Origin of the sequence: Streptosporangium oxazolinicum, assembly GCF_039537505.1 — a bacterium.
GTDB lineage: Bacteria > Actinomycetota > Actinomycetes > Streptosporangiales > Streptosporangiaceae > Streptosporangium > Streptosporangium oxazolinicum.
In genome coordinates, this window is sequence record NZ_BAABAQ010000013.1 from 229,298 (window position 1) to 249,338 (window position 20,041).

The 20,041-nt window shown below is 73.6% G+C and carries 8 protein-coding genes; 7 read left to right on the forward strand and 1 reads right to left on the reverse strand.

From position 1 onward, the window contains the following. Positions 1-12 precede the first annotated feature (12 nt). Complete coding sequence (locus ABD817_RS30660; RefSeq protein ID WP_344921724.1) at positions 13-1,653, reverse strand: (2,3-dihydroxybenzoyl)adenylate synthase; 1,641 nt, start codon at positions 1,651-1,653, stop codon at positions 13-15. Between the two features lie 182 nt (positions 1,654-1,835). On the opposite strand from ABD817_RS30660, the gene ABD817_RS30665 reads away from it, so the two are divergent. The 7 genes from ABD817_RS30665 to ABD817_RS30695 are packed head-to-tail and all read left to right on the forward strand — an operon-like array spanning position 1,836 to position 19,989. Next, entirely contained in the window at positions 1,836-8,525 is a 6,690-nt protein-coding gene (locus ABD817_RS30665; RefSeq protein WP_344921725.1) for an amino acid adenylation domain-containing protein, read from the forward strand. Beyond that, positions 8,522-14,038: an amino acid adenylation domain-containing protein gene (locus ABD817_RS30670; protein ID WP_344921726.1), complete on the forward strand. Its 5,517-nt coding sequence runs from the start codon at positions 8,522-8,524 to the stop codon at positions 14,036-14,038. The genes ABD817_RS30665 and ABD817_RS30670 overlap by 4 nt, the downstream gene beginning before the upstream one ends. Next, a complete protein-coding gene (locus tag ABD817_RS30675) occupies positions 14,035-15,198 on the forward strand; it encodes a saccharopine dehydrogenase NADP-binding domain-containing protein (RefSeq protein WP_344921727.1) in 1,164 nt (387 codons plus the stop codon). Before ABD817_RS30670 ends, ABD817_RS30675 begins: the two co-directional genes overlap by 4 nt. Then, positions 15,195-17,087, forward strand: coding sequence for a Gfo/Idh/MocA family oxidoreductase (locus tag ABD817_RS30680; RefSeq protein WP_344921728.1), 1,893 nt, complete (start codon positions 15,195-15,197; stop codon positions 17,085-17,087). The genes ABD817_RS30675 and ABD817_RS30680 overlap by 4 nt, the downstream gene beginning before the upstream one ends. A gap of 58 nt (positions 17,088-17,145) precedes the next feature. Further along, positions 17,146-18,396: a cytochrome P450 gene (locus ABD817_RS30685; protein ID WP_344921729.1), complete on the forward strand. Its 1,251-nt coding sequence runs from the start codon at positions 17,146-17,148 to the stop codon at positions 18,394-18,396. Then, positions 18,393-19,235: a thioesterase II family protein gene (locus ABD817_RS30690; protein ID WP_344921730.1), complete on the forward strand. Its 843-nt coding sequence runs from the start codon at positions 18,393-18,395 to the stop codon at positions 19,233-19,235. The genes ABD817_RS30685 and ABD817_RS30690 overlap by 4 nt, the downstream gene beginning before the upstream one ends. A gap of 25 nt (positions 19,236-19,260) precedes the next feature. Further along, on the forward strand, positions 19,261-19,989 hold the full coding sequence (locus ABD817_RS30695) for a class I SAM-dependent methyltransferase (protein WP_344921731.1): 729 nt from the start codon (positions 19,261-19,263) through the stop codon (positions 19,987-19,989). The last annotated feature ends 52 nt before the right edge of the window (positions 19,990-20,041 follow it).

The window sequence follows — 20,041 nt, forward strand, 5'->3', positions numbered from 1 at the left end:
CTCACGGCCCTGTCATGTGGGTGCGAGTGTTCCGGCCAGGAGCTTCTTGTCGATCTTTCCGACCGGGGTCAGCGGCATGGCCGTGATTCCCACCACCTGGTCGGGTGCCTTGTAGCGCGCCAGTCCTCGTTCCTGGAGGAAGAGGGCCAGCTCCCGTGTCCCCGGGGCCGGCCCGGCGCAGACCAGGAACGCCACCGACCGCTCGCCCCACGTCTCGTCGGGAACGCCCACCAGTGCCGCCTGCGTGATGAGCGGGTGGGTGAGCAGGTGCTCCTCCACCTCCGGTGCCGCGATCTTCTCACCGCCTCGGTTGATCTGGTCCTTGATCCGTCCGACGACGACCAGGTGGCCCGAGGGAAGGCGGCGTACCAGGTCCCCGCTGCGGTAGAAGCCGTCGGGGGTGAAGGCGACGCGGTTGTGTTCTGGGGCGCGGTAGTAGCCGCGCGGGGTGTAGGGGCCCCGGGTGAGTAGTTCGCCGGGCAGACCGTCGGCGACGGGCCGGCCGTCGGGGCCGACGATGAGGACTTCGTCGTCCGGGGAGATCGGGCGCCCCTGGGAGGTGCAGATGAGATCTTCGGGGTCGTCCAGACGGGTGAGACAGATCAGTCCCTCGGCCATGCCGAAGACCTGCTGGAGCGTCACCTCCAGGGCGGGGCCGAGCCTGCGGGCGACGTCGTCGGCGAGCCGCGCACCCCCGACCTGGAGCACGGTGAGGCTGTCGAGGTCTGCCGCGCGGCGGGCTCCTTCGTCCATCCAGTGCGGGACCAGGGGCGGGCTGAGCGAGGTGATGCTCACGCGCTCGCGCTCGATCAGCGTGAAGGCGGTCTGCGGGCTCGGATCGGGTGAGACGACGACGGTGCCGCCCGCGGCCAGGGTGCCCAGTACGCCGGGGCAGGCGAAGGTGAAGTTGAAGGCGATCGGCAAAACCGCGAGATAGACCGAATGCTCGTCGAGCCCGCAGATCTCGGCGGCGGCACGGGCGTTGTAGGCGTAGTCGTCGTGGGTGCGCGGGATGAGTTTGGGCAGGCCGGTGGTGCCGCCGGAGTGCAGCAGCAGGGCCAGGTCGGCGGCGTCGGGATCCTCCTGGCCACTTTCGAGGGGTAAGGGTGCGGCGTCGGCCCTCAGGTCCTCGAAACGGGTGAAGTCCCGGTGCGCGCCGGGGTCGCCGAGCACTATCACGTGGCGCAGTGGGCCGCTTCCCGTTTGGTCGGTGAGGATGTGGCGCAGCAGCCCGCGGTGGTCGAAGCGGGCGTGCCGGTCGGGGATGACGCAGGCCACCGCGCCCGAGATGCGAATCAGGTGGCCGATCTCGGCGCGGCGGTGGCCCGGCATGGCGTGGACGGGCACCGCGCCGAGGCGCTGGAGGGCGAACCAGAGCTGGACGAACTCCGCGCGGTTGGGCAGCTGCACCACGACGCGGTCGCCCTTGCGCAGGCCCAGGTGTCGCAGTCCGCGCGCGAGCCGGTCGGCTTCGGCGTCGAGGTCGGCGTAGGTCCAGCGGCGCTCGCCGTCGACGAGCGCGGTTCGCCGCGGGTGCCGAGCGGCCCAGTCACGAAGGTGCGCGCCGAACGTCCGGCCGCTCCAGTGGCCGGCGCGGCGGTAGCGCTCCGCGTCGGGGCGCGGCCAGAGCGGGTGGGTCTGGGGCTGGGTCATGGCGATCTCCTCCGTTGTCTTCCGGTGGGAGTGGCATCTGTCTCGTTCATCCGTTTAGGATGCGCGTGTAGAAATGATAATCATTTCTACTATATTGCTGCATCGCCACGCCTTTCACCGACGCGACGCCACGGGCGGGCACCACGAACGTCCGAGAGCCCACACCGGAGGGAAACCCACCCTTGAGTGACGAACACTCCGTCCCAGAACAGATGCCGCCCCCCGCGCAGCCGCCTTCGCAAGCACCGGCGTTCGCGCCCGACGACGTACGTGAGGTGGTCGCTCAGGCATTGGGGATACCGGCGGACGAGATCGACCAGGAGCGTGACCTGTTCGAGCTCGGTCTCGACTCCCTCACCGTGATGAGACTCGCCGGCCAGTGGCGCCGCCACGGTGTCGCCGTCACCTTCCACGACCTGGTCCAGGACCCGGTGCTCGACTCCTGGAGCGTCCTGCTGACGCAAAAAGCGCGGCAGACCCCCCTCGACGTCCCCTCCCCGCCCCCGGACCCCGGTCACGAGGAGGAGGCGCCGTTCGCGCTGGCGACGATGCAGCACGCTTACTGGATCGGCCGCCAGGACGGCCAGCCGCTGGGCGGCGTCGCCGCCCACTTCTACGTTGAACTCGACGGCGAGGGAGTGGATCCGGTACGGCTCGGCCGCGCGCTGCGCGCTCTGACCGGGCGGCACGGCATGCTGCGGGCCCGCTTCGACGACGAGGGCCGCCAGCGCTACGGCGCGCCCGGCACCGGCCTGGTCGTCCACGACCTGCGCGAACTGCCCGCCGAGGAGGCCAGCGCCACGCTGGAGACGTTGCGCGAACGCCACACCCACGGCCACCTCGACATCGCGGCGGGCGAGGTCTTCCGGGTCTGCCTGTGCCTGCTGCCCGGCGGGCGCACCCGGCTCCAGCTCGACCTGGACATGATGGCCGGCGACGCGGTGAGCCTGCGCGTCCTGCTCACCGACCTGCGCCGGCTGTACGAGCGCCCCGAGGTGTCACTGCCCGCCCTTGGCCTCGACTACGGCCGCTACCTCGCCGAACACGCCCGGCGTCGCGGCGCCGAACGCGAGCGGGCCGCCCGGTGGTGGCGCGACCGGCTCCCCGATCTTCCCCGGGCGCCCCGGCTGCCCACGACGGTGGACCCGCTGCGGCCGGTGTCGGCTGCCGACACCGCGCTCACCCACTCCAGGCGCCTGCACCACTGGCTGGACCCGGACGCCAAGGCCGCCCTCCTGTCCCAGGCACGGCTGCACGCCATCACCCCCGCCGCCGCCCTGGCCACCGCGTTCGCCGAGGTCATCGCCGCCTGGAGCGACACCCACCGCTTCCTGCTCAACCTTCCGCTGTTCGACCGGGAGATGATCACTGCCGATGTCGCCGGTCTCGTCGGCGACTTCAGCGGCTCCGTCCTGCTCGACGCGGACATGAGCGCCCCGCTGCCCTTCGCCGAGCAGGCCCGGCGGCTGCAGGACGGCCTGCGGGCGGGGGTCGCCCACGGCGCGTACGGCGGCGTCGAGGTGTTGCGCGACCTGTCGCGCCTGGACGGCGCCCCCGTCCTGGCGCCGGTCGTCTACACCAGCGCCATCGGGCTGGGCGAGATCTTCGCGCCGGACGTCCAGGCGACCTTCGGCCGCCCGGTGTGGATCATCTCCCAGGGGCCCCAGGTCTTCCTGGACGCCCAGGTCACCGAACTCGACGGCGGGCTCCTGCTCAACTGGGACGTCCGTGACGGCGTGCTCGCGCCCGGCGTGCCGGAGGCGGCCTTCGACGCCTACCGCCGCCTGGTCACCGACCTTCTCACCACCTCACAGGCCTGGCTGCGGCCCGTCGGGCCGCTGCTGGCCGCCGACCGGCTTGCGGCCCGCGCCGTCGCCGCCCTGCCCCCGTCCCCGCCCTCCGGCCACGCCCTGCACACGCGTTTCTTCGCCCTCGCCGACGAGCGGCCCGGCCGCGTCGCCGTCGTCGCCGAGGACGGCTCCACGCTGACCTACGGCGATCTCGCCCTGGTGGCGCGCAAGGTGGCGACCCTGTTGCGAGGGCACGGTGTGCGGGAGGGCGACACCGTGGCGATCACCCTGCCCAAGGGCGCCGGCCAGATCGCCGCCGTCCTCGGGGTGCTCGCCGCGGGAGCCGCTTACGCGCCCGTCGGGGTGGAGCAGCCCGCCGTCCGGCGCGCCCGCATCCACGCCCTGGCCGGCGCGGCCGTCGTGCTCACCGACGACGCGCACGCCCACCTGTGCGCCGACCTGCCCGGGGTGAGCGTGCTGCGCCTGGCCGACGCCGAGGGGCTGGCCCCCGGGCCCGTCGCCCACCCCGCAGGCGACAGCACCGCGTACCTGCTGTTCACCTCCGGCTCGACCGGGTCGCCCAAGGGGGTGGAGGTCTGCCACCGCGCGATCGTCAACACCGTCGACGCGATCGGGGATCAGTTCGGTGTCGGGCCCGGCGACCGCACGCTGGCGATCTCCGCCCTGGACTTCGATCTGGCCACCTACGACATCTTCGCCCCGCTGTCGGCCGGCGGGCAGGTGGTCGTCGTCGGCCAGGAGCACCGGCGCGACGCCCACCACTGGGCCCACCTGGTCCGCGAGCACGACGTCAGCGTCCTCCAGTGCGTGCCCGCGCTGCTGGACCTGCTCATGGCGGCCGGCGGGGACGGCGGGCTCGGCGACGCGCTGCGCCTGGTCCTGCTCGGCGGCGACTGGGTCGGGCTCGACCAGCCCGCCCGGCTGCGCGCCCTCGTCCCGGGCTGCCGTTTCGTGGCCCTGGGCGGCATGACGGAGGCCGCCGTGCACTCCACCGTCTTCGAGGTCGGCGAGGTCGATCCGGCGTGGAAGTCCATCCCCTACGGCGTGCCGCTGCGCAACACGCGGGCCCGCGTCGTGGACGGCCGTGGACGCGACCGCCCCGACCAGGTGCCCGGCGAGCTGTGGATCGGCGGGCCGAGCGTCGCCACCGGCTACCGCGGCGACCCCGAGCGCACCGCGTCCCGGTTCGTCGAGCACGACGGCGAGCGCTGGTACCGCAGTGGCGATGTGGCCCGCTACCGGCCGGACGGCGTGTTGGAGTTCCTCGGCCGCGCCGACCACCAGGTGAAGATCGGCGGGCACCGTATCGAACTCGGCGAGGTCGAAGCGGCCCTGGAGGAGCACCCGGAGGTGCTGCACGCGGTGGCCACCGTACTGGAGAGCCCGGTGCGCCGCCTCGCGGCGGCCGTCTCCCCCGCATCGCCCGAGGGCGGCGCCCTCCTGGACCTCGACGCCCTGCGCAGCCGGGCGGCCGAACGGCTGCCCGCCTACATGCTTCCCGAGCACATCCTGGTCATGGACACGATGCCGCTCACCTCCAACGGCAAACTCGACCGGGCGGCCGTGCGGCACCTGCTGACGGCCTCCGCACGTGAGCGTCCCGTGGCGGCCGAACCCCCGTCCGGGCCGGTGGAGAGCGTGGTCGCGGGTGTGTGGGCCGAGCTCCTCGGGGTGGGTGAGGTGAGCCGCGGCGACGGCTTCTTCGCACTCGGCGGCGACTCGCTCATCGCGACCCGCGTGATCGGCCGGCTGCGCGCCGCCGGCATCGGCGGGGCCCGGGTGGCCGCGCTCTTCGCCCACCCGGTCCTGCGGGAATTCTGCGCGCCGCTGACCCTTCTGGCCGAGGTCCCCGGCCCGGACGCCGCACCGGCTCCCATCCTTACGGCCGACCCCGGCCGCGCCCACGAGCCCTTCGCGCTCACCGACGTCCAGGCCGCCTACCACACCGGACGCGACCCCGGCTTCACCCTCGGCGGCGTCGGAACCTGGCACTACAGCGAGTTCGACGGCGCCGACGTCGACCTGGGACGGCTGGAGCGGGCCTGGCAGGCCCTCATCCGGCGGCACGCCATGCTGCGCGCCGTCGTGGAAGAGGGCACACAGCGGGTACTGGAAAGCGTCGCACCGTACCGGATCGACTGCCGGGAAACCGACGAGGCCGGAGCCGACCAGGCCCTGGCCGCCCTGCGCGAGCGGATGTCGCACCAGGTCCGCGACCCCGGCCGCTGGCCGCTCTTCGACCTCGCGGCGGTGCGCTACCCCGGCCCCGCCGGATCGGTCCGCACCAGGCTCGCCGTCGGCCTGGACTACCTCGTCCTGGACGCGTTGTCGATCACCACCCTGTACGCCGAGCTCAACGCCCTCTACGCCGACCCCGGCGCCTCGCTGCCGGCGATCGAGCTGTCGTTTCGCGACTACCTCACCCAGCTGCCGGCCGACCCCCGTTCTGCCGAACGGGCCCGCGCCCACTGGCGGGCGCGGCTGGAGGAACTGCCGCCCGTCCCCGCCCTGCCCCTGGAGCGGGATCCGGCGCTGCTGGAAAGGCCCCGGTTCACCCGCAGGCAGCTGCGCCTGGACGCCGCCGCCTGGCGCACCGTCAAGGAGCGCGCCGCCGGGCACGGCCTGACGCCCTCCACCGTGCTGCTCGCCGTCTACGGGGAGGTCCTGGCGACCTGGAGCGGAACCGACGCCCTCACCCTCACCCTCACCCTGTTCAACCGGCGGGAGGCGCACCCGCACGTCCACCGCGTCCTGGGCGACTTCACCTCCCTGTCGCTGGCCGCCTACCGCCGCTCCGGCGACGGCTGGCTGCCGGCCGCCGCCGCGCTACAGCGGCGGCAGGCCGAGGACCTCGACCACCAGGACGTGCCGATCGCCTGGCTGCTGCGGGAGTTCGCCCGCCGCAGCGGCACCCTCGACGCCGCAGCGCCGGTGGTGTTCACCAGCGCGCTCGGCGTCGGCGACGCCGCACTGTCCGACCCGGCCTCGGGCTTCCCGCCCAAGGTGTGGGGAATCTCCCAGTCCCCCCAGGTCATCCTGGACAACCAGGTCACCGAGGAATCCGGCGAGCTCATCGTCACCTGGGACGCGGTGGAGGAACTGTTCAGCGACGGCGTCCTCGACGCCATGTTCGACGCCCACACCCGGCTGATCCACCACCTGGCCGACGGCGACTGGAGCGCGCCGATCCCGGACCCGCTACCGGCCGCGCAGCGGCGTCGGCGTGTGGAGGTGGCGCTGGAGGAGGAGGGCGACCCCGTCATTCCCCGGCCGCTGCACGAGGCGTTCTTCGAACGCGCCGCCGCCGAACCGGACCGGACGGCGCTGGTCACCTGCGAGGGCGGCACCATCGGCTACGGCGCGCTCGCCGACGGGGCGCTGCGTGTCGCCGCCGCCCTGCTGGAGCGCGGCGTACGGCCAGAAGACCTCGTCGCGGTCAGCCTGCCCAAGGGGCCCGAGCAGATCACGGCCGTGCTGGGGGTGCTGGCCGCGGGCGCCGCCTACGTCCCGATCGGCCTGGACCAGCCCGCCGCCCGCCGCGACCGGATACGGGCGGCCGCGGGAATCGGCCTGACCCTCGGTGAACGATCCGAACCGCCGCAAGCCGGGGCGCACCAGGTGATGTCCCTTCGGGAGGCGCTGAGCCACGAACCGCTGGAGCGAGCACGTCACGCGCCGGTCGAGGCACTCGCCTACGTGATCTTCACGTCCGGGTCGACGGGCGAGCCCAAGGGAGTGAAGATCTCCCACGCCGCGGCCTGGAACACCGTCGCCGACATCGGGGCGCGCCACGACATCGGCCCCGGCGACCGCGTGTTCGCCCTGTCCGCACTCGACTTCGACCTGTCGGTCTACGACATCTTCGGGCTGCTGTCGGCCGGTGGGTCACTGCTGCTGCCCGCCGACGAACTGCGGCACGAACCCGAGCGCTGGCCCGAGCTCGTGCGCCGTCACGAGGTGACGGTGTGGAACACCGTGCCGGCGCTTTTGGACCTGCTCCTGGACGCGGCGGAGCACGCCGCGGCCGACAGCGGAGCACTGCGGGGGTTGCGCGTCGCGCTGGTCTCCGGCGACTGGATCGGCCTGGACCTGCCGGGCCGGTTGCGGGCCCTCACCGTAGGGCCCTGCCGGTTCGTCGCCATGGGCGGCGCCACCGAGGCGTCGGTGTGGTCCAACACCCTCACCGTCGAGAAGGTGGACCCCGGCTGGGCGTCCATCCCCTACGGGCGCCCGCTGACCGGTCAGCGCTACCGCGTCGTCGACGGTTTCGGCCGCGACTGCCCCGACTGGACACCCGGCGAGCTGTGGATCGGCGGCGCCGGGCTGGCCATGGGATACCTGGGCGATCCACGGCGCACCGCGGAGAAGTTCCCCACCCACGACGGGCAGCGCTGGTACCGTACCGGCGACCTGGGCCGCTACCGCTCGGACGGGCTCCTGGAGTTCCTCGGCCGGCTGGACACCCAGCTGAAGATCGCCGGGCATCGCATCGAGGCCGGCGAGGTCGAGGCGGCCATCGAATCCCACCCCGACATCTTCCGGGCCGCCGTGGTGGCCGTGGGAGAGCGCACCGCCCGGCGGCTGGTCGCCTTCGCCGTCCCCCGCGAGCTGCCCGGCGGCTCCCCCACCGGCCCTGACGCGCCAGGACTGTCGGAGCGGCTTCATCGCCGGCTCGGTGAGCGCCTGGCCGCCTACGCCGTCCCCTCCCGGGTGCTGCTGCTTCCCGCGCTGCCGCTGACCGCCAACGGCAAGGTCGACCGCGCCGCGCTGGCCCTGCTGGCCGCCCAAGGCACCTCCCCGGCCGGCGAGCCGCCCCGGGGAGAGGTGGAGACCGCGCTGGCCGAGCTGTGGGAGGCCCAGCTGCCCGGTTCGGCGCCGGACCGCGACGCCGGCTTCTTCACCGCCGGCGGGGACAGCCTGTCGGCGATCCGCCTGGTGTCGGCGATCGAACGCCGTTTCGGGGCCGGTATCACGATCCGCACCCTCCTGGCCGCACCGACCATCGCCGCGCTCGCCGCGAAGATCACCGCCGCGGCCGACATCGAAATCGGAGAACTGTGAACATCACCGAACTGCTGGCCCGATACGCACGTGACGGCGTGGTCCTGTGGGCCCAGGACGGGCACCTGCGCTTCCGGGCCCCCACGGGTTTTCTCACCGACGAGCGGCGCGCCGAGCTGCGCGCCCACAAGGACGCGATCCTGCGCCACCTGGCCGACTCGGCCGATGAGCAGGAGGGCCGTCCCCTGCAGCACGACGAGGAAGGCCGCCACGACCCCTTCCCCCTGACCGGCATACAGGCCGCCTACCTGATCGGCCGGGCCGACGCCTACGCCTACGGCGGTGTCGCCTGCCACGCCTACGTCGAGCTGGACTACCCCGACCTCGACACCGGCCGCGTCGCCGCCGCCTGGCAGCACCTGATCGAACGGCACGACATGCTGCGCGCGGTCGTCCACACCGACGGATACCAGCGGGTGCTGCCGAAGACCCCCAAGCTGCGCGTCACCGACACCGACACCACCGACCCGGCGCGGGCCGAGGCCGCCCTGAACGACGCCCGCGCCAGGATGTCGCTACGCCGGGGGCCCACCGACCGCTGGCCGCTGTTCGACGCGCACATCACCCGGGCCCCCGGGCGGGCCGTGCTGCACCTGTCGTTCGACATGCTCACCGTCGACCACGCCAGCCTGCGCCTCCTGCTGGCCGAGTTCCACCACCTGTACCGCGGCGGCGGCGTACCGGCCCCGCTGGGCATCACCTTCCGGGACTACGTCCTGGCCCGGCGGGCCCTGACCGACACCCCCGCCTACCTGCGGGATCGGGAGTACTGGACGGCGCGGCTGCGGGAGCTGCCGCCCCCGCCGGAGCTGCCGAGAGCCGAACCCTGGGCCGCTCCCGAAGACCCCGGCGACGGTGACGTCCGGTTCCGCCGCCTGGAGCGGTTGCTGCCGGAAGCGGCCAGGCGGCGGCTGAGCGAGCGCGCCAGGCGGCGTGGGCTGACCGTCTCGACGGTGCTGCTCACCGCGTACGCCGAGATCGTCGGCCGCTGGTCGCGCGCCGCGCGCTTCACCCTCAACGTGCCGACCGTGGACCGCCCGGCGCTGCACGAGGACATCGGCCGCCTCGTCGGTGACTTCACCACGGTGGAACTGCTCGCCGTGGACCTGAGCGCACCGGCCTCCTTCACCGGCCGGGTCAAGGAGATCGGCGCCCAGCTGCTGGAGGACCTGCGCCACCCGCTGTTCACCGGCTCGGAGGTACTGGCCGAGCTCTCACGCCGGGCCGGAGCCCCCGTGCTGATGCCGGTCGTCTTCACCAGCGCCCTGGGCGGCGCCGGAACGCCGGACGGCATCCCGCCGGAGGTCTCCTACGCCCTCACCCAGACCCCGCAGGTGTGGCTGGACTGCCAGGTCATGGAGCGGGGCGAGAGGCTGGTCACGTCCTGGGACGTCCGCGAGGGCGCCCTGCCCGACGGCGTCGCCGAGGACATGTTCGGCGCCTACGCAGCGCTGGTCGAACTGCTGGCGGCCGACGGCGACGACGCCGAGGACGCCTGGGAGCGGCCGGCCCGCGTCGAACTGCCCGCGGCGCAGACGGCCCGCCGCGTCGAGGTCAACGCGACGCGGGGCCCGTTGCCGGAGGAACTGCTTCACGAGCCGGTCCTGGCCCGCGCCCTGGCCACCCCCGAAGCGGTCGCGGTGCGCTCCCCCGAGCGCACCCTGACCTACCGCCAGCTGCTCGGGCGAGCGGCGCGGGTGGCCGATCTGCTGGTCGCGGCCGGGTTGCGCCCGGCCGAACCGGTCGCCGTCTGGATGGACAAGGGCTGGGAGCAGGTCGTCGCCGTGCTGGGCACGCTGCTGGCCGGTGGCGCCTACCTGCCCGTCGACACCGCGCAGCCCCCGGCCCGCCGCGACGCGATCCTCGCCGACGCCGCCGTCCGTACCGTGCTGACCCAGTCCTGGCTGGCGGAGATCGACGATCTGCCCGGCGGCGTGTCGGCCGTCGTGGTGGACCGGCTGCCCGAAGCGGACACCCCCGACGCCGTCCCGGCGCGGCGCGCCGCCCCCGACGATCTGGCCTACGTCATCTACACCTCCGGCTCCACCGGCACCCCCAAGGGGGTGATGATCAGCCACCGGGCCGCCCTCAACACGGTCCAGGACATCAACCACCGCTACGCCGTCACCGACGGCGACCGTGTCCTCGGCATCGCCTCGCTGGGCTTCGACCTGTCGGTCTACGACATCTTCGGCCCGCTGTCGGCGGGCGGCGTGCTGGTGCTGCCCGAGGCCGGGCGCCGCGGCGACCCCTCGCACTGGGCCGACCTCATCTCCACCTGCGGCGTCACGGTGTGGAACTCGGTGCCCGGCCAGTTGCAGATGCTCTGCGACTGGCTGCGCTCGGAACCCCCCGGCCCGCACAGCACACTGCGGCTGGCCCTGCTGTCGGGCGACTGGATCCCGGTCACCCTGCCCGGCGAGGCGCGGACGATCCTGCCCGGCCTGGAGGTCATCTCCCTGGGCGGCGCCACCGAGGGCTCCATCTGGTCGATCGCGCACCCGATCGGCGCGGTGGACACCGCCCGGCCCAGCATCCCCTACGGCCGTCCGCTGACCAACCAGCGTTTCGCCGTGCTCGACCACGCCCTGCGGCCCCGGCCCGACTGGGTCGCCGGTGAGCTCCACATCGGCGGGGCCGGAGTGGCCATGGGCTACTTCGGCGACCAGGCCCGCACCGCGGAGCGTTTCATCACCGACCCGGCCACCGGTGAGCGGATCTACCGCACCGGCGACCTGGGCCGCTACCTGCCCGACGGGGACATCGAGTTCCTCGGCCGCGAGGACGCCCAGGTGAAGATCCGCGGCTACCGGGTGGAACTCGCCGAGATCGAGGCCGCCGTGCAGGCCCACCCCTCGGTCGGCGCGGGGGCCGTCCTGGTCGACGACTCCGCCTCGGGCGGGCGCCGCCTGGCCGCGTTCGTCGAAACCGCGCACCACGGGTCCGGCGAACCCGCACCCCCGTCCGCCGCCCGCGCACGCCAGGCCGCGGCGCACGCCGTAGGCGAGGCCTCCGCGCGGATCGACGCCGAACGGCTGACCGCCTTCCTCGACGCCCTCGACGAGGTCGCGCTCTCGGTGATGAGCCGGGTGCTCACCGGCGCCGGGCTGTTCGCCGGCAGCGCCGGGCACAGCGCCGAGGAGATCTACGCCGCGCTGCGCTCCACCCCGCGTCACCGCCATGTCCTGCGCCGCTGGCTGCGCGCGCTCACCGGCCGGGGCCGCCTGGGGTACGAGGAGGCCACCGCGACCTTCGGCGGGCTGCGCCCGGTCTCCGTAGCCGACCTGGAGCACACCTGGCGGCACGCCACCGCGCTGGAGCGGGAGGTCGGCTGGAGCAGCTCGCTGCTCGAGGTCATGCGCACCTGCGCCGAGCGGCTGCCCGACCTCATCTCCGGCGACCTCGACATCCGCGCGCTGCTCTTTCCCGGGGCGAGCGTGGAGGCGGCCGACGCCGCCTACCGCGACAACCTGGCCATCCGCCACCTCAACCAGGCCCTCGTGGCCGCCGTACGGGAGATCGCCGCCGGTCATGCGGGCGAGGAGCGGCTGCGCGTGCTGGAGGTCGGCGGCGGTGTCGGCGGCACGACCGGCGAACTGGTGGCGGCCCTGGCCGAATACGGCGTGGACTACGTGTTCAGCGACCCGTCGGCGTTCTTCCTCAACGAGGCGCGCGAGCGCTTCGCCGACCACCCCTGGGTGCGCCACGAACGCCTCGACGTGGACGACGACCCGCGCGGGCAGGGGTTTCTCCCCAACTCCTTCGACGTCGTGGTGTGCGCCAACACCCTGCACGCCACCTCCGACACCGAGGCCGCGCTCGCCCGGCTTCGTGAGCTGCTGGTACCCGGCGGCCACCTGATGTTCGTGGAGAACACCCGCGACGACCACTACCCGCTGCTGGTGTCCATGGAGTTCCTGGAGGTCGCCGGACGCGCCTGGAGCGACCACCGGGCGCACAACGGGCAGTCCTTCCTCACCCGGCCGCAGTGGCTGGACCTGCTGGACCGGCACGAAGCGGTCGACGTCCTCTCCCTTCCGGAGGCGGGCGACCCGCTGGCCGCCACCGGCCAGGAACTCTTCCTCGCCCGCCTGAAGGCCGACCGCGCCCACGTCACGGCGGGCGAGCTGACACGCGAGGTGTCCACCCGGCTGCCCGAGTACATGGTTCCGTCGCTGTGGCAGATCGTCGACGCCCTGCCCCGCACGGCCAACGGCAAGACCGACCGTAACCTGCTGCGCTCCTGGCTGCCCCGCGAGAGCACGCAGACGGCTCCGGCCGCCGACGAGCGGCCGATGGACGAGTTGGAGAGCAGGCTCGCCGAGCTGTGGGCGGGGTTGCTGGCCGTGGAGCACGTCGGGCGCAGCGACGACTTCTTCGCCCTGGGCGGAGACTCCCTGCTGGTGGCCCGCATGGTCGGCCGGCTGCGGGAGCGGATCGCACAGGCCGCCGACCTGGAGTGGGAGGTCGTGCTGCGGCACATGCTGCGGCGCCCCACGGTGGCCGGTCTGGCCGCCTTCCTGCGCGGCCTCACCGGCGAGTCGCCGGCCGACCGGCCCGGCGCGCCGGTCGATCCCGTCATCCACCTGCACGGCGCCCGCTCGGTGGACGAGCCCACCACCGTCCTCGTCCACGCCGGAACCGGGACGATCATGCCGTACCGGGCGCTGGTCACCGAGATCAGGCGGCGCTCCCCCGGGGTCGCCGACGTCGTAGGCCTGGAGGTCCCCGGCCTCGATGGCTATCTGGCCGCCCCGCCCGAAGGGCTCATCGAACAGCTCGCGGCCGGCTACGCCCGCGCGCTGACCGCGGGCGGCGAAAGGCGTTTCCACGTCGTGGGGTACTGCCTTGGCGGTCTGATCGCCACCGAGGTGGCCCGTAACCTGACCGAGTCCGGCGCCCGGGTGGAGAGCCTGACGGTGATCAGCAGCCACAGCCCGAGGTTCCGCCTCGACGACGAACTGCTGTCGGAGTACTCCTTCGCGGTGATGATGGGCATCGACCCGGCCGACCTGGGCTTCCCCGGCGACCAGTACCGGGTGGCGGCCGCCACCGACGCCGTACTGGCCGGCAGCCCCGGCGTGCTGCCCGACGGCGGGCTCGCCGCCCTCACCGGCGAGTACGCCGACGTCGCCGCCTGCTTCCGTAACCTGGCCACCCTCCCGCGTGCCACGCGCATCGCCCGGATGTGCGAGGCGGTCCCCGCCTCGGCCGGCGACTACGAACCGGACCACATGACCCGGCTGTTCTCCGCCTACCGCCAGAGCGTCTTCGCCATCACCCGCTACAGCGCCGAACCCTACGCCGGCGACATCACCTTCCTGCGGCACGACGGCGCCTACCCCTTCCCCGGCAGCAAGGCCGCCGTCACCGAGTACTGGCAGGAACTCACCCTGGGCGACCTGGAGATCGTCGACATCGGCGGCGACCACTTCAGCTGCCTGTCGGCCGAGCACGCCCCCGCGGTGCTGAAGGTCCTCGCCGAACTGACCGACGGCGCGGTGACCCGATGAGCGGCACGCGCGTCATCGGGGTACTGGGCGCCTCCGGCGCGGTGGGCCGGGCCGCGGTCCGCGAGCTGCGCGACCTCGGCCACGGCGCGCTGCGCCTGGGCGGGCGCCGGACGGACGCGCTGCGGGCCGTGGCCGGCCAGGAACTCGCCGGTGGCGGCGACGTCGTCCGGGCCGACGCCGCCGACGCCGCGAGCCTGGCCGCCTTCGTGCGAGGATGCGACGTCGTCCTCAACTGCGCCGGCCCGACCTACCGGCTCAGGGCCACCGTGGCCTCGGCCGCGCTGGCCGCCGGAGCGCACTGCGTCGACGTGGCCGGTGACGACCCGGCCGCGGAGGACCTGCTCGCCGACGGCGACCCGGCCCGCGAGGGCCGGACCGTGATCCTGTCGGCGGGAGCGCTGCCCGGCCTGTCGGCCATCCTGCCGCGCTGGCTCGCCCGCCAGGACCTGGACGGCGTACTGGACGGCGTATCGGCGCTGACCGCTCACTGCGGCGGCCTGGAGCCCTGCTCCCCGACCGTGGCCGTCGACCTGATGCTCTCCCTCACCGCAGGCGGCGCGAACGGCGCCGCCTACGGGGAACCGCTGGCCGCCGTCCGCGGCGGGCGCCGAACCTCCCGGGCGCTGCGGGCCGTCGAGGACGCCGAGATCCCCGGCTTTCCCGGCCGGGTGGCCGTGCAACCCTTCCTCAGCGGCGAGAGCGAACGCCTGGCCACGCTTCTCGGGCTGGAGCGGGTGGACTGGTTCAACGTCCACCCCGGCCCGCAGGTACGCGCCCTGCTGAACCTGTTGCCGGGCCGCCTCGCCGCAGGAGCCGACCTCGGCGAACTCGCCACCCGGCTGATCCTGGCCGCCGACCTCGACCTGGCCGGGCGCACGCCCTACTACGTGCTCGGCTTCCAGCTGACCGGCACCTCGGCCGGCCGGCCCGCGCGGCGCCGGCTGACGGTACGCACCGCCAGCAGTTACCGGCTCACCGCCGCCGTCGGGGCACTGGCCGTGGACGCGATCGTGAGGGCGAGCGTCCCGCCCGGCGTGCACTTCGCCTGCGACGTGCTCGACCCCGGCACCGTCGTCGACCGGCTCCGCGGCGGCGGGGCCGTCGAACGGTTCGAGCTGTCCGAATCCGCCGGCGAGCCGGTCGAGGAGGGCGTCCTGTGAACGAGCGAGCCCCGCTGCGGGTGGTCGTCTGCGGCACCAACTTCGGCCGCTTCTACGCCGAAGCCGTCCTGGCCCACCCCGGCTACACCCTGGCCGCGATCCTCAGCCGCGGCTCCGCGGCCTCCCGCGCCTACGCGCGAGGTCTCGGCGTCCCTTGTTACACCGAGGTCGACCGGCTGCCGGGCGACATCGACGCGGCGTGCGTCGTGGTCGGCTCGTCGATATCCGGAGGAGAGGGGACCGCGCTGGCCAAGGCCCTGATACGTCGCGGGATCCACGTCCTTCAGGAACACCCCGTCCATCTGGACGAGCTGACCGAGTGCCTGAAACTCGCCCGCCGCCACGGCGTGCAGTACCGGCTCAACACGCACTACCCGCATGTCGAGCCGGTGCGCGCGTTCATCCGGGCCGCCCGCAGGCTCACCGCCCGCCAGAAGCCGCTGTTCCTCGACGCCGCCACCCCCGTCCACCTGATGCACCCGATGGTGGACATCCTCGGACGGGCACTCGGCTCGCTGCGCCCCTGGCGCTTCACCGGCCCCCTGGCCCTGCCCGAGGAGGTCGGCACGCAGCCGTTCCGCCTCCTGCAGGGGGTGCTCGGCGGGGTGGCGCTGACCGTGCGGGTCCACCACCAGCTCGACCCCGCCGACCGCGACAACCACGCCCTGCACTGGCACCGGGTGTCACTGGGCACCGAGGGCGGGGTCCTCACCCTGGCCGACACCCACGGGCCGCTGCTGTGGAGCCCGCGCCTGCACGTCAACCGCGACGACGACCGCCGGTTCGTGCTCGACGGGCCGGGCACCGGCGACCTCGACCTCACGACGACCTCGGTCGCCGGCGGCACCGGGACGTTCCGCGAGGTGTTTTCCAGATTGTGGCCCCGGGCCGTCGGCCGCGCGCTCGACGAACTGCGAGCGGCCGTGACCGACGGCGAGGACGTGCTGCGGGCGGCGCAGTACGACCTGACGGTGTGCCGTATCTGGTCCGACCTGGCCGCCCGGCTCGGGCCGCCGGAGATCGTCCGGCCTCCCGCGCCACGCCCCCTTCCGGTCGGCGAGGTGTTCCCCGCCCGGTCGGTCCCGGCCGGAGGAGCGGGACCGATCCCCGGATCCGGCTCCCCGTCCGGCCCCCCTCTCGCGGGCACCGAGGCGGCGCTCGCGTACACGCCGTCGGCCGAGTTCTTCGATCTCGTCGCCACCGGGCACACCGCCGGCGCGAGCGCTCCCGCCGTCGCGCGGGCACTGGCCGGTACGGACCTCTCGTACGGGCCGGTGCTCGACATCGGGGCCGGTACCGGCCTGCTGACCGAGGCCGTCGCCCGAGCCCGGCCCGATGCGGAGATCCTCGCCTGCGAACCGGCCGTCGGCATGCGGGCCGTCCTGACCAGCCGCGTCTTCAGCGACCCGTACCTGCGCCCCAGGGTGACGATCACCGCTGACGCCGCGCCGGAGCTGGAACTGCCCGACCGCGTCAGCGCCGTCCTGCTGTGCGGCGTACTCGGCCACCTGGACGCCGGGCAACGCCGGCGGCTGTGGGAGCGCCTACTGCCGCGCCTGTCCCCGAAGGGCGTCGTCATCGTCGAACTCATGGGGATGGAAAGCCCCCTCGTCCTTCCCGAAGCCCGGATGGCCACCGCCCGAGCCGGTCACCACCGCTACGAATGGTGGTTCTCCGGCGCCCCCGACCGAGACGACCCCGCCACGATGCGGCTGCACACCACCTGGCGGGTGTACCGGGACGAGGAGGACGTCCCGCTGCGCCTGGTGCACGACTCCTACCGGTGGATTCCCTTCGGGCTGCGGCAGGTGGCCGAGGAGTCCGGGCTGCGCCTGCGGCCGCTGCCCACCCGGCCCGGCGCGCCGCCGCTGGCCGAGCTCACCCGGTAGCCGGTCGCGACCTCCCCTGACCCTTTCCTCCCTGCTCGCCGACGACGAAGGACGACCGATGAATCCGCCCACGCCTTCCAGCGTGCCCGTGCCCGTTTCCGCCCCCGCGCCGGACGCCTCCCGTCCGCGGGACTTCCCCATCCGCCGGGGCTGCCCCTTCTCGGCCCCCGAGGAGTACACCCGCCTGCGCGCCCTCGAACCCGTCGCCCGGGTCACCCTGCCCACCGGGCGGGAAGCCTGGGTGGTCTCCCGCTACGAGGACGTCCGCGAACTGCTCGCCGACCCGCGGATCAGCGCCGACATCCGCCGCCCCAACTTCCCCGCCCTCGGTGAGGGCGAGCAGGAGATCGGGGCCCGGCTGCGCCCCTTCATCCGCACCGACGCCCCCGAGCACACCCGCTACCGCCGGATGCTGCTGCCGGAGTTCACCGTCCGCCGGATCCGCGCCATGCGGCCCGCCGTGCAGACCATCGTGGACGGTCTTCTGGACTCCATGCTCGCGGCCGAGGCACCCGTCGACTTCGTCCCCCTGTACGCCAACGCCGTCTCCACCTCCGTGATCTGCGAACTGCTCGGCATCCCCGCGGAGAACCTGGAGTTCTTCCGCGACGTCACCCGTATCTCCGGCTCCCGCCACAGCAGCGCCGAGCAGGTCGCCGAGGCACTGGGCGGACTGTTCGCCCTGATCTCCGACCTGGTGGCCCAGCGGCAGGAACAACCGGGCGACGACCTGCTGTCCAGACTCGTCGTCGGCCACCTGCGGACCGGCGACATCACCCTGCCCGAACTGCTGTCCACCGTGGGCATCACCATCAACGCCGGACGCGAGACCAGCACGAACATGATCGCTCTGAGCACGCTGCTGCTCCTGCAGCGGCCCGATCTGATGGAGGAACTGCGAGCCGACCCCTCCCTGATGCCGGCCGCCGTCAACGAGTTCCTGCGAGTGATGTCGATCGCCGACTCCATCCCGCTGCGGGTCGCCGCCCAGGACATCGAGATCTCCGGCACGGTGATCCCCGCCGACGACGGCGTCATCGCCCTGCTCGCCGGCGCCGACCACGACCCCGAGCAGTTCCCCGACCCCGGCCGGATCGATTTTCGCCGCCCGGACAACCACCACGTCGCCTTCGGCTACGGCGTCCACCAGTGCATCGGCCAGCACCTGGCCCGGCTGGAGCTTGAGGTCGCCCTCGAGACACTGATCCGCCGCGTACCGACGCTGCGCCTGGCGGTCCCGGACGAGGAGATCGACTTCAAGCACGACTCGGCCACCTTCGGCATCGAGCGGCTGCCGGTGACGTGGTGAGCACCCATCCGCCCGCTTCGTGGACGGGCACGGGAACCCACCGGGCGCCGCGGCGTCTGGGCCCGTGGATCCGGTGCTGGAGCCCGCGACCGGCGGCCCGGCTCCGGCTGATCTGCCTGCCGCACGCCGGGGGCGGCGCCGGTTTCTACCGCCCCTGGGCGGCCCTGCTGCCGCCGGAGGTCGAGCTGTGGGCCATCCAGTACCCGGGCAGGGAGGACCGCTTCGAAGACCCCATGGTGGACCGGATGGACGAGCTGGTCACAGCCGTCACCGACGCCCTGGTGCCGTCGCTCGACCGCCCCTACGCCCTGTTCGGTCACAGCATGGGCTCGGCCGTCGCCTGGGAGGTGGCCCACGACCTGCGGCGCCGCGAGGCGCTCGGCCCGCGGCGGCTGTTCGTCTCCGGCCGCGAGGCCCCGGGCACCGCCACCGTCGGTGAGGTCCACCGGCACAGCGACGACCTCCTGTGCCGGGAACTGCGACGGCTCGGCGGCACCGGCGACGAGGTGCTCACCGATCCCGACCTGCGCCCGGTGGTGCTCGGCTGCGTGCGCAACGACTACCGCCTCATCGAGACCTACCGCCCGATCTCCCGGCCCCCGCTGCGCTGCCCGATCGAGGTGTTCACCGGCGCGGACGATCCGGAGCTGACCCCGCGAAGCGGTCGCGACCGAGCCGGCGGATGGGCCGATCTCACCACCGCTCGCACCCAGGTCCACACCTTTCCCGGCGACCACTTCTACCTCGCTCCACGACGCCAGGAGGTCGTCACGGCGGTGCTTCGCCGTCTGGACCCGTCACTGGCCATGGGCGCTCACCGGTGGCCCAGCACCCCTTGACCATCCGCCCGACCAGGAGAACCCCATGATCGACTACTACGCGCCCTCGGCCGAGTTCTACGAGATGGTCGCCACCCGCCACACCGCCAGCAGCGGACCACCGCTCGCCCGTGTCCTGGCCGGCGTCGACGTCTCCCACGGCCCCGTACTGGAGATCGGCGCCGGCACCGGCCGGATCACCGAGGTCATCGCCGCCGCGCTGCCGCAGGCGGAGATCATCGCCGCCGAGCCCTCCGCCACCATGCGGGCCGTCCTCACCTCCCGGATCGCCCGGGAGGCGGACCTGCGCCGCCGCGTCACCGTCGTCGACGGCTCGGCGCAAGACCTCCAGCTTCCCGAACGGCTCTCCGCGGTAGTGATCTTCGGCGTGGCCGGGCATCTCACCGCCACCGAACGCCGCGCCCTGTGGCGACGGCTCCGCGACCGGCTGCCCGACGGCGGTCTCATCGTCGTCGAGCTGATGGGGGTCTCCGCCCCCCGCGTCATCCCACCGGTGATGTCCCTTCGCGAGACCATCGGCCGCCAGACCTACGAGTGGTGGATCGGCGGCGAGCCCGCCCAGGGCGACGCCATGCGATTCACCACCACCTGGAAGGTCCTGCGAGACGGCCGCACCGTCCGCGAGGTCACCGACGGCTACGACTGGCACACCTTCGACGTCGCCCGGCTCGCCCGCGAGGCGGGCATGACGAGCCGCCGCGTCACCGAGGCCGGCGGCCAGGCCATCCCCGAAATCGGAGTCCTCGTCAAATGACCCCGTCCACCTCACGCCGAGACCCGCGGCCACCCAGCGCCGCCCCGGGCCC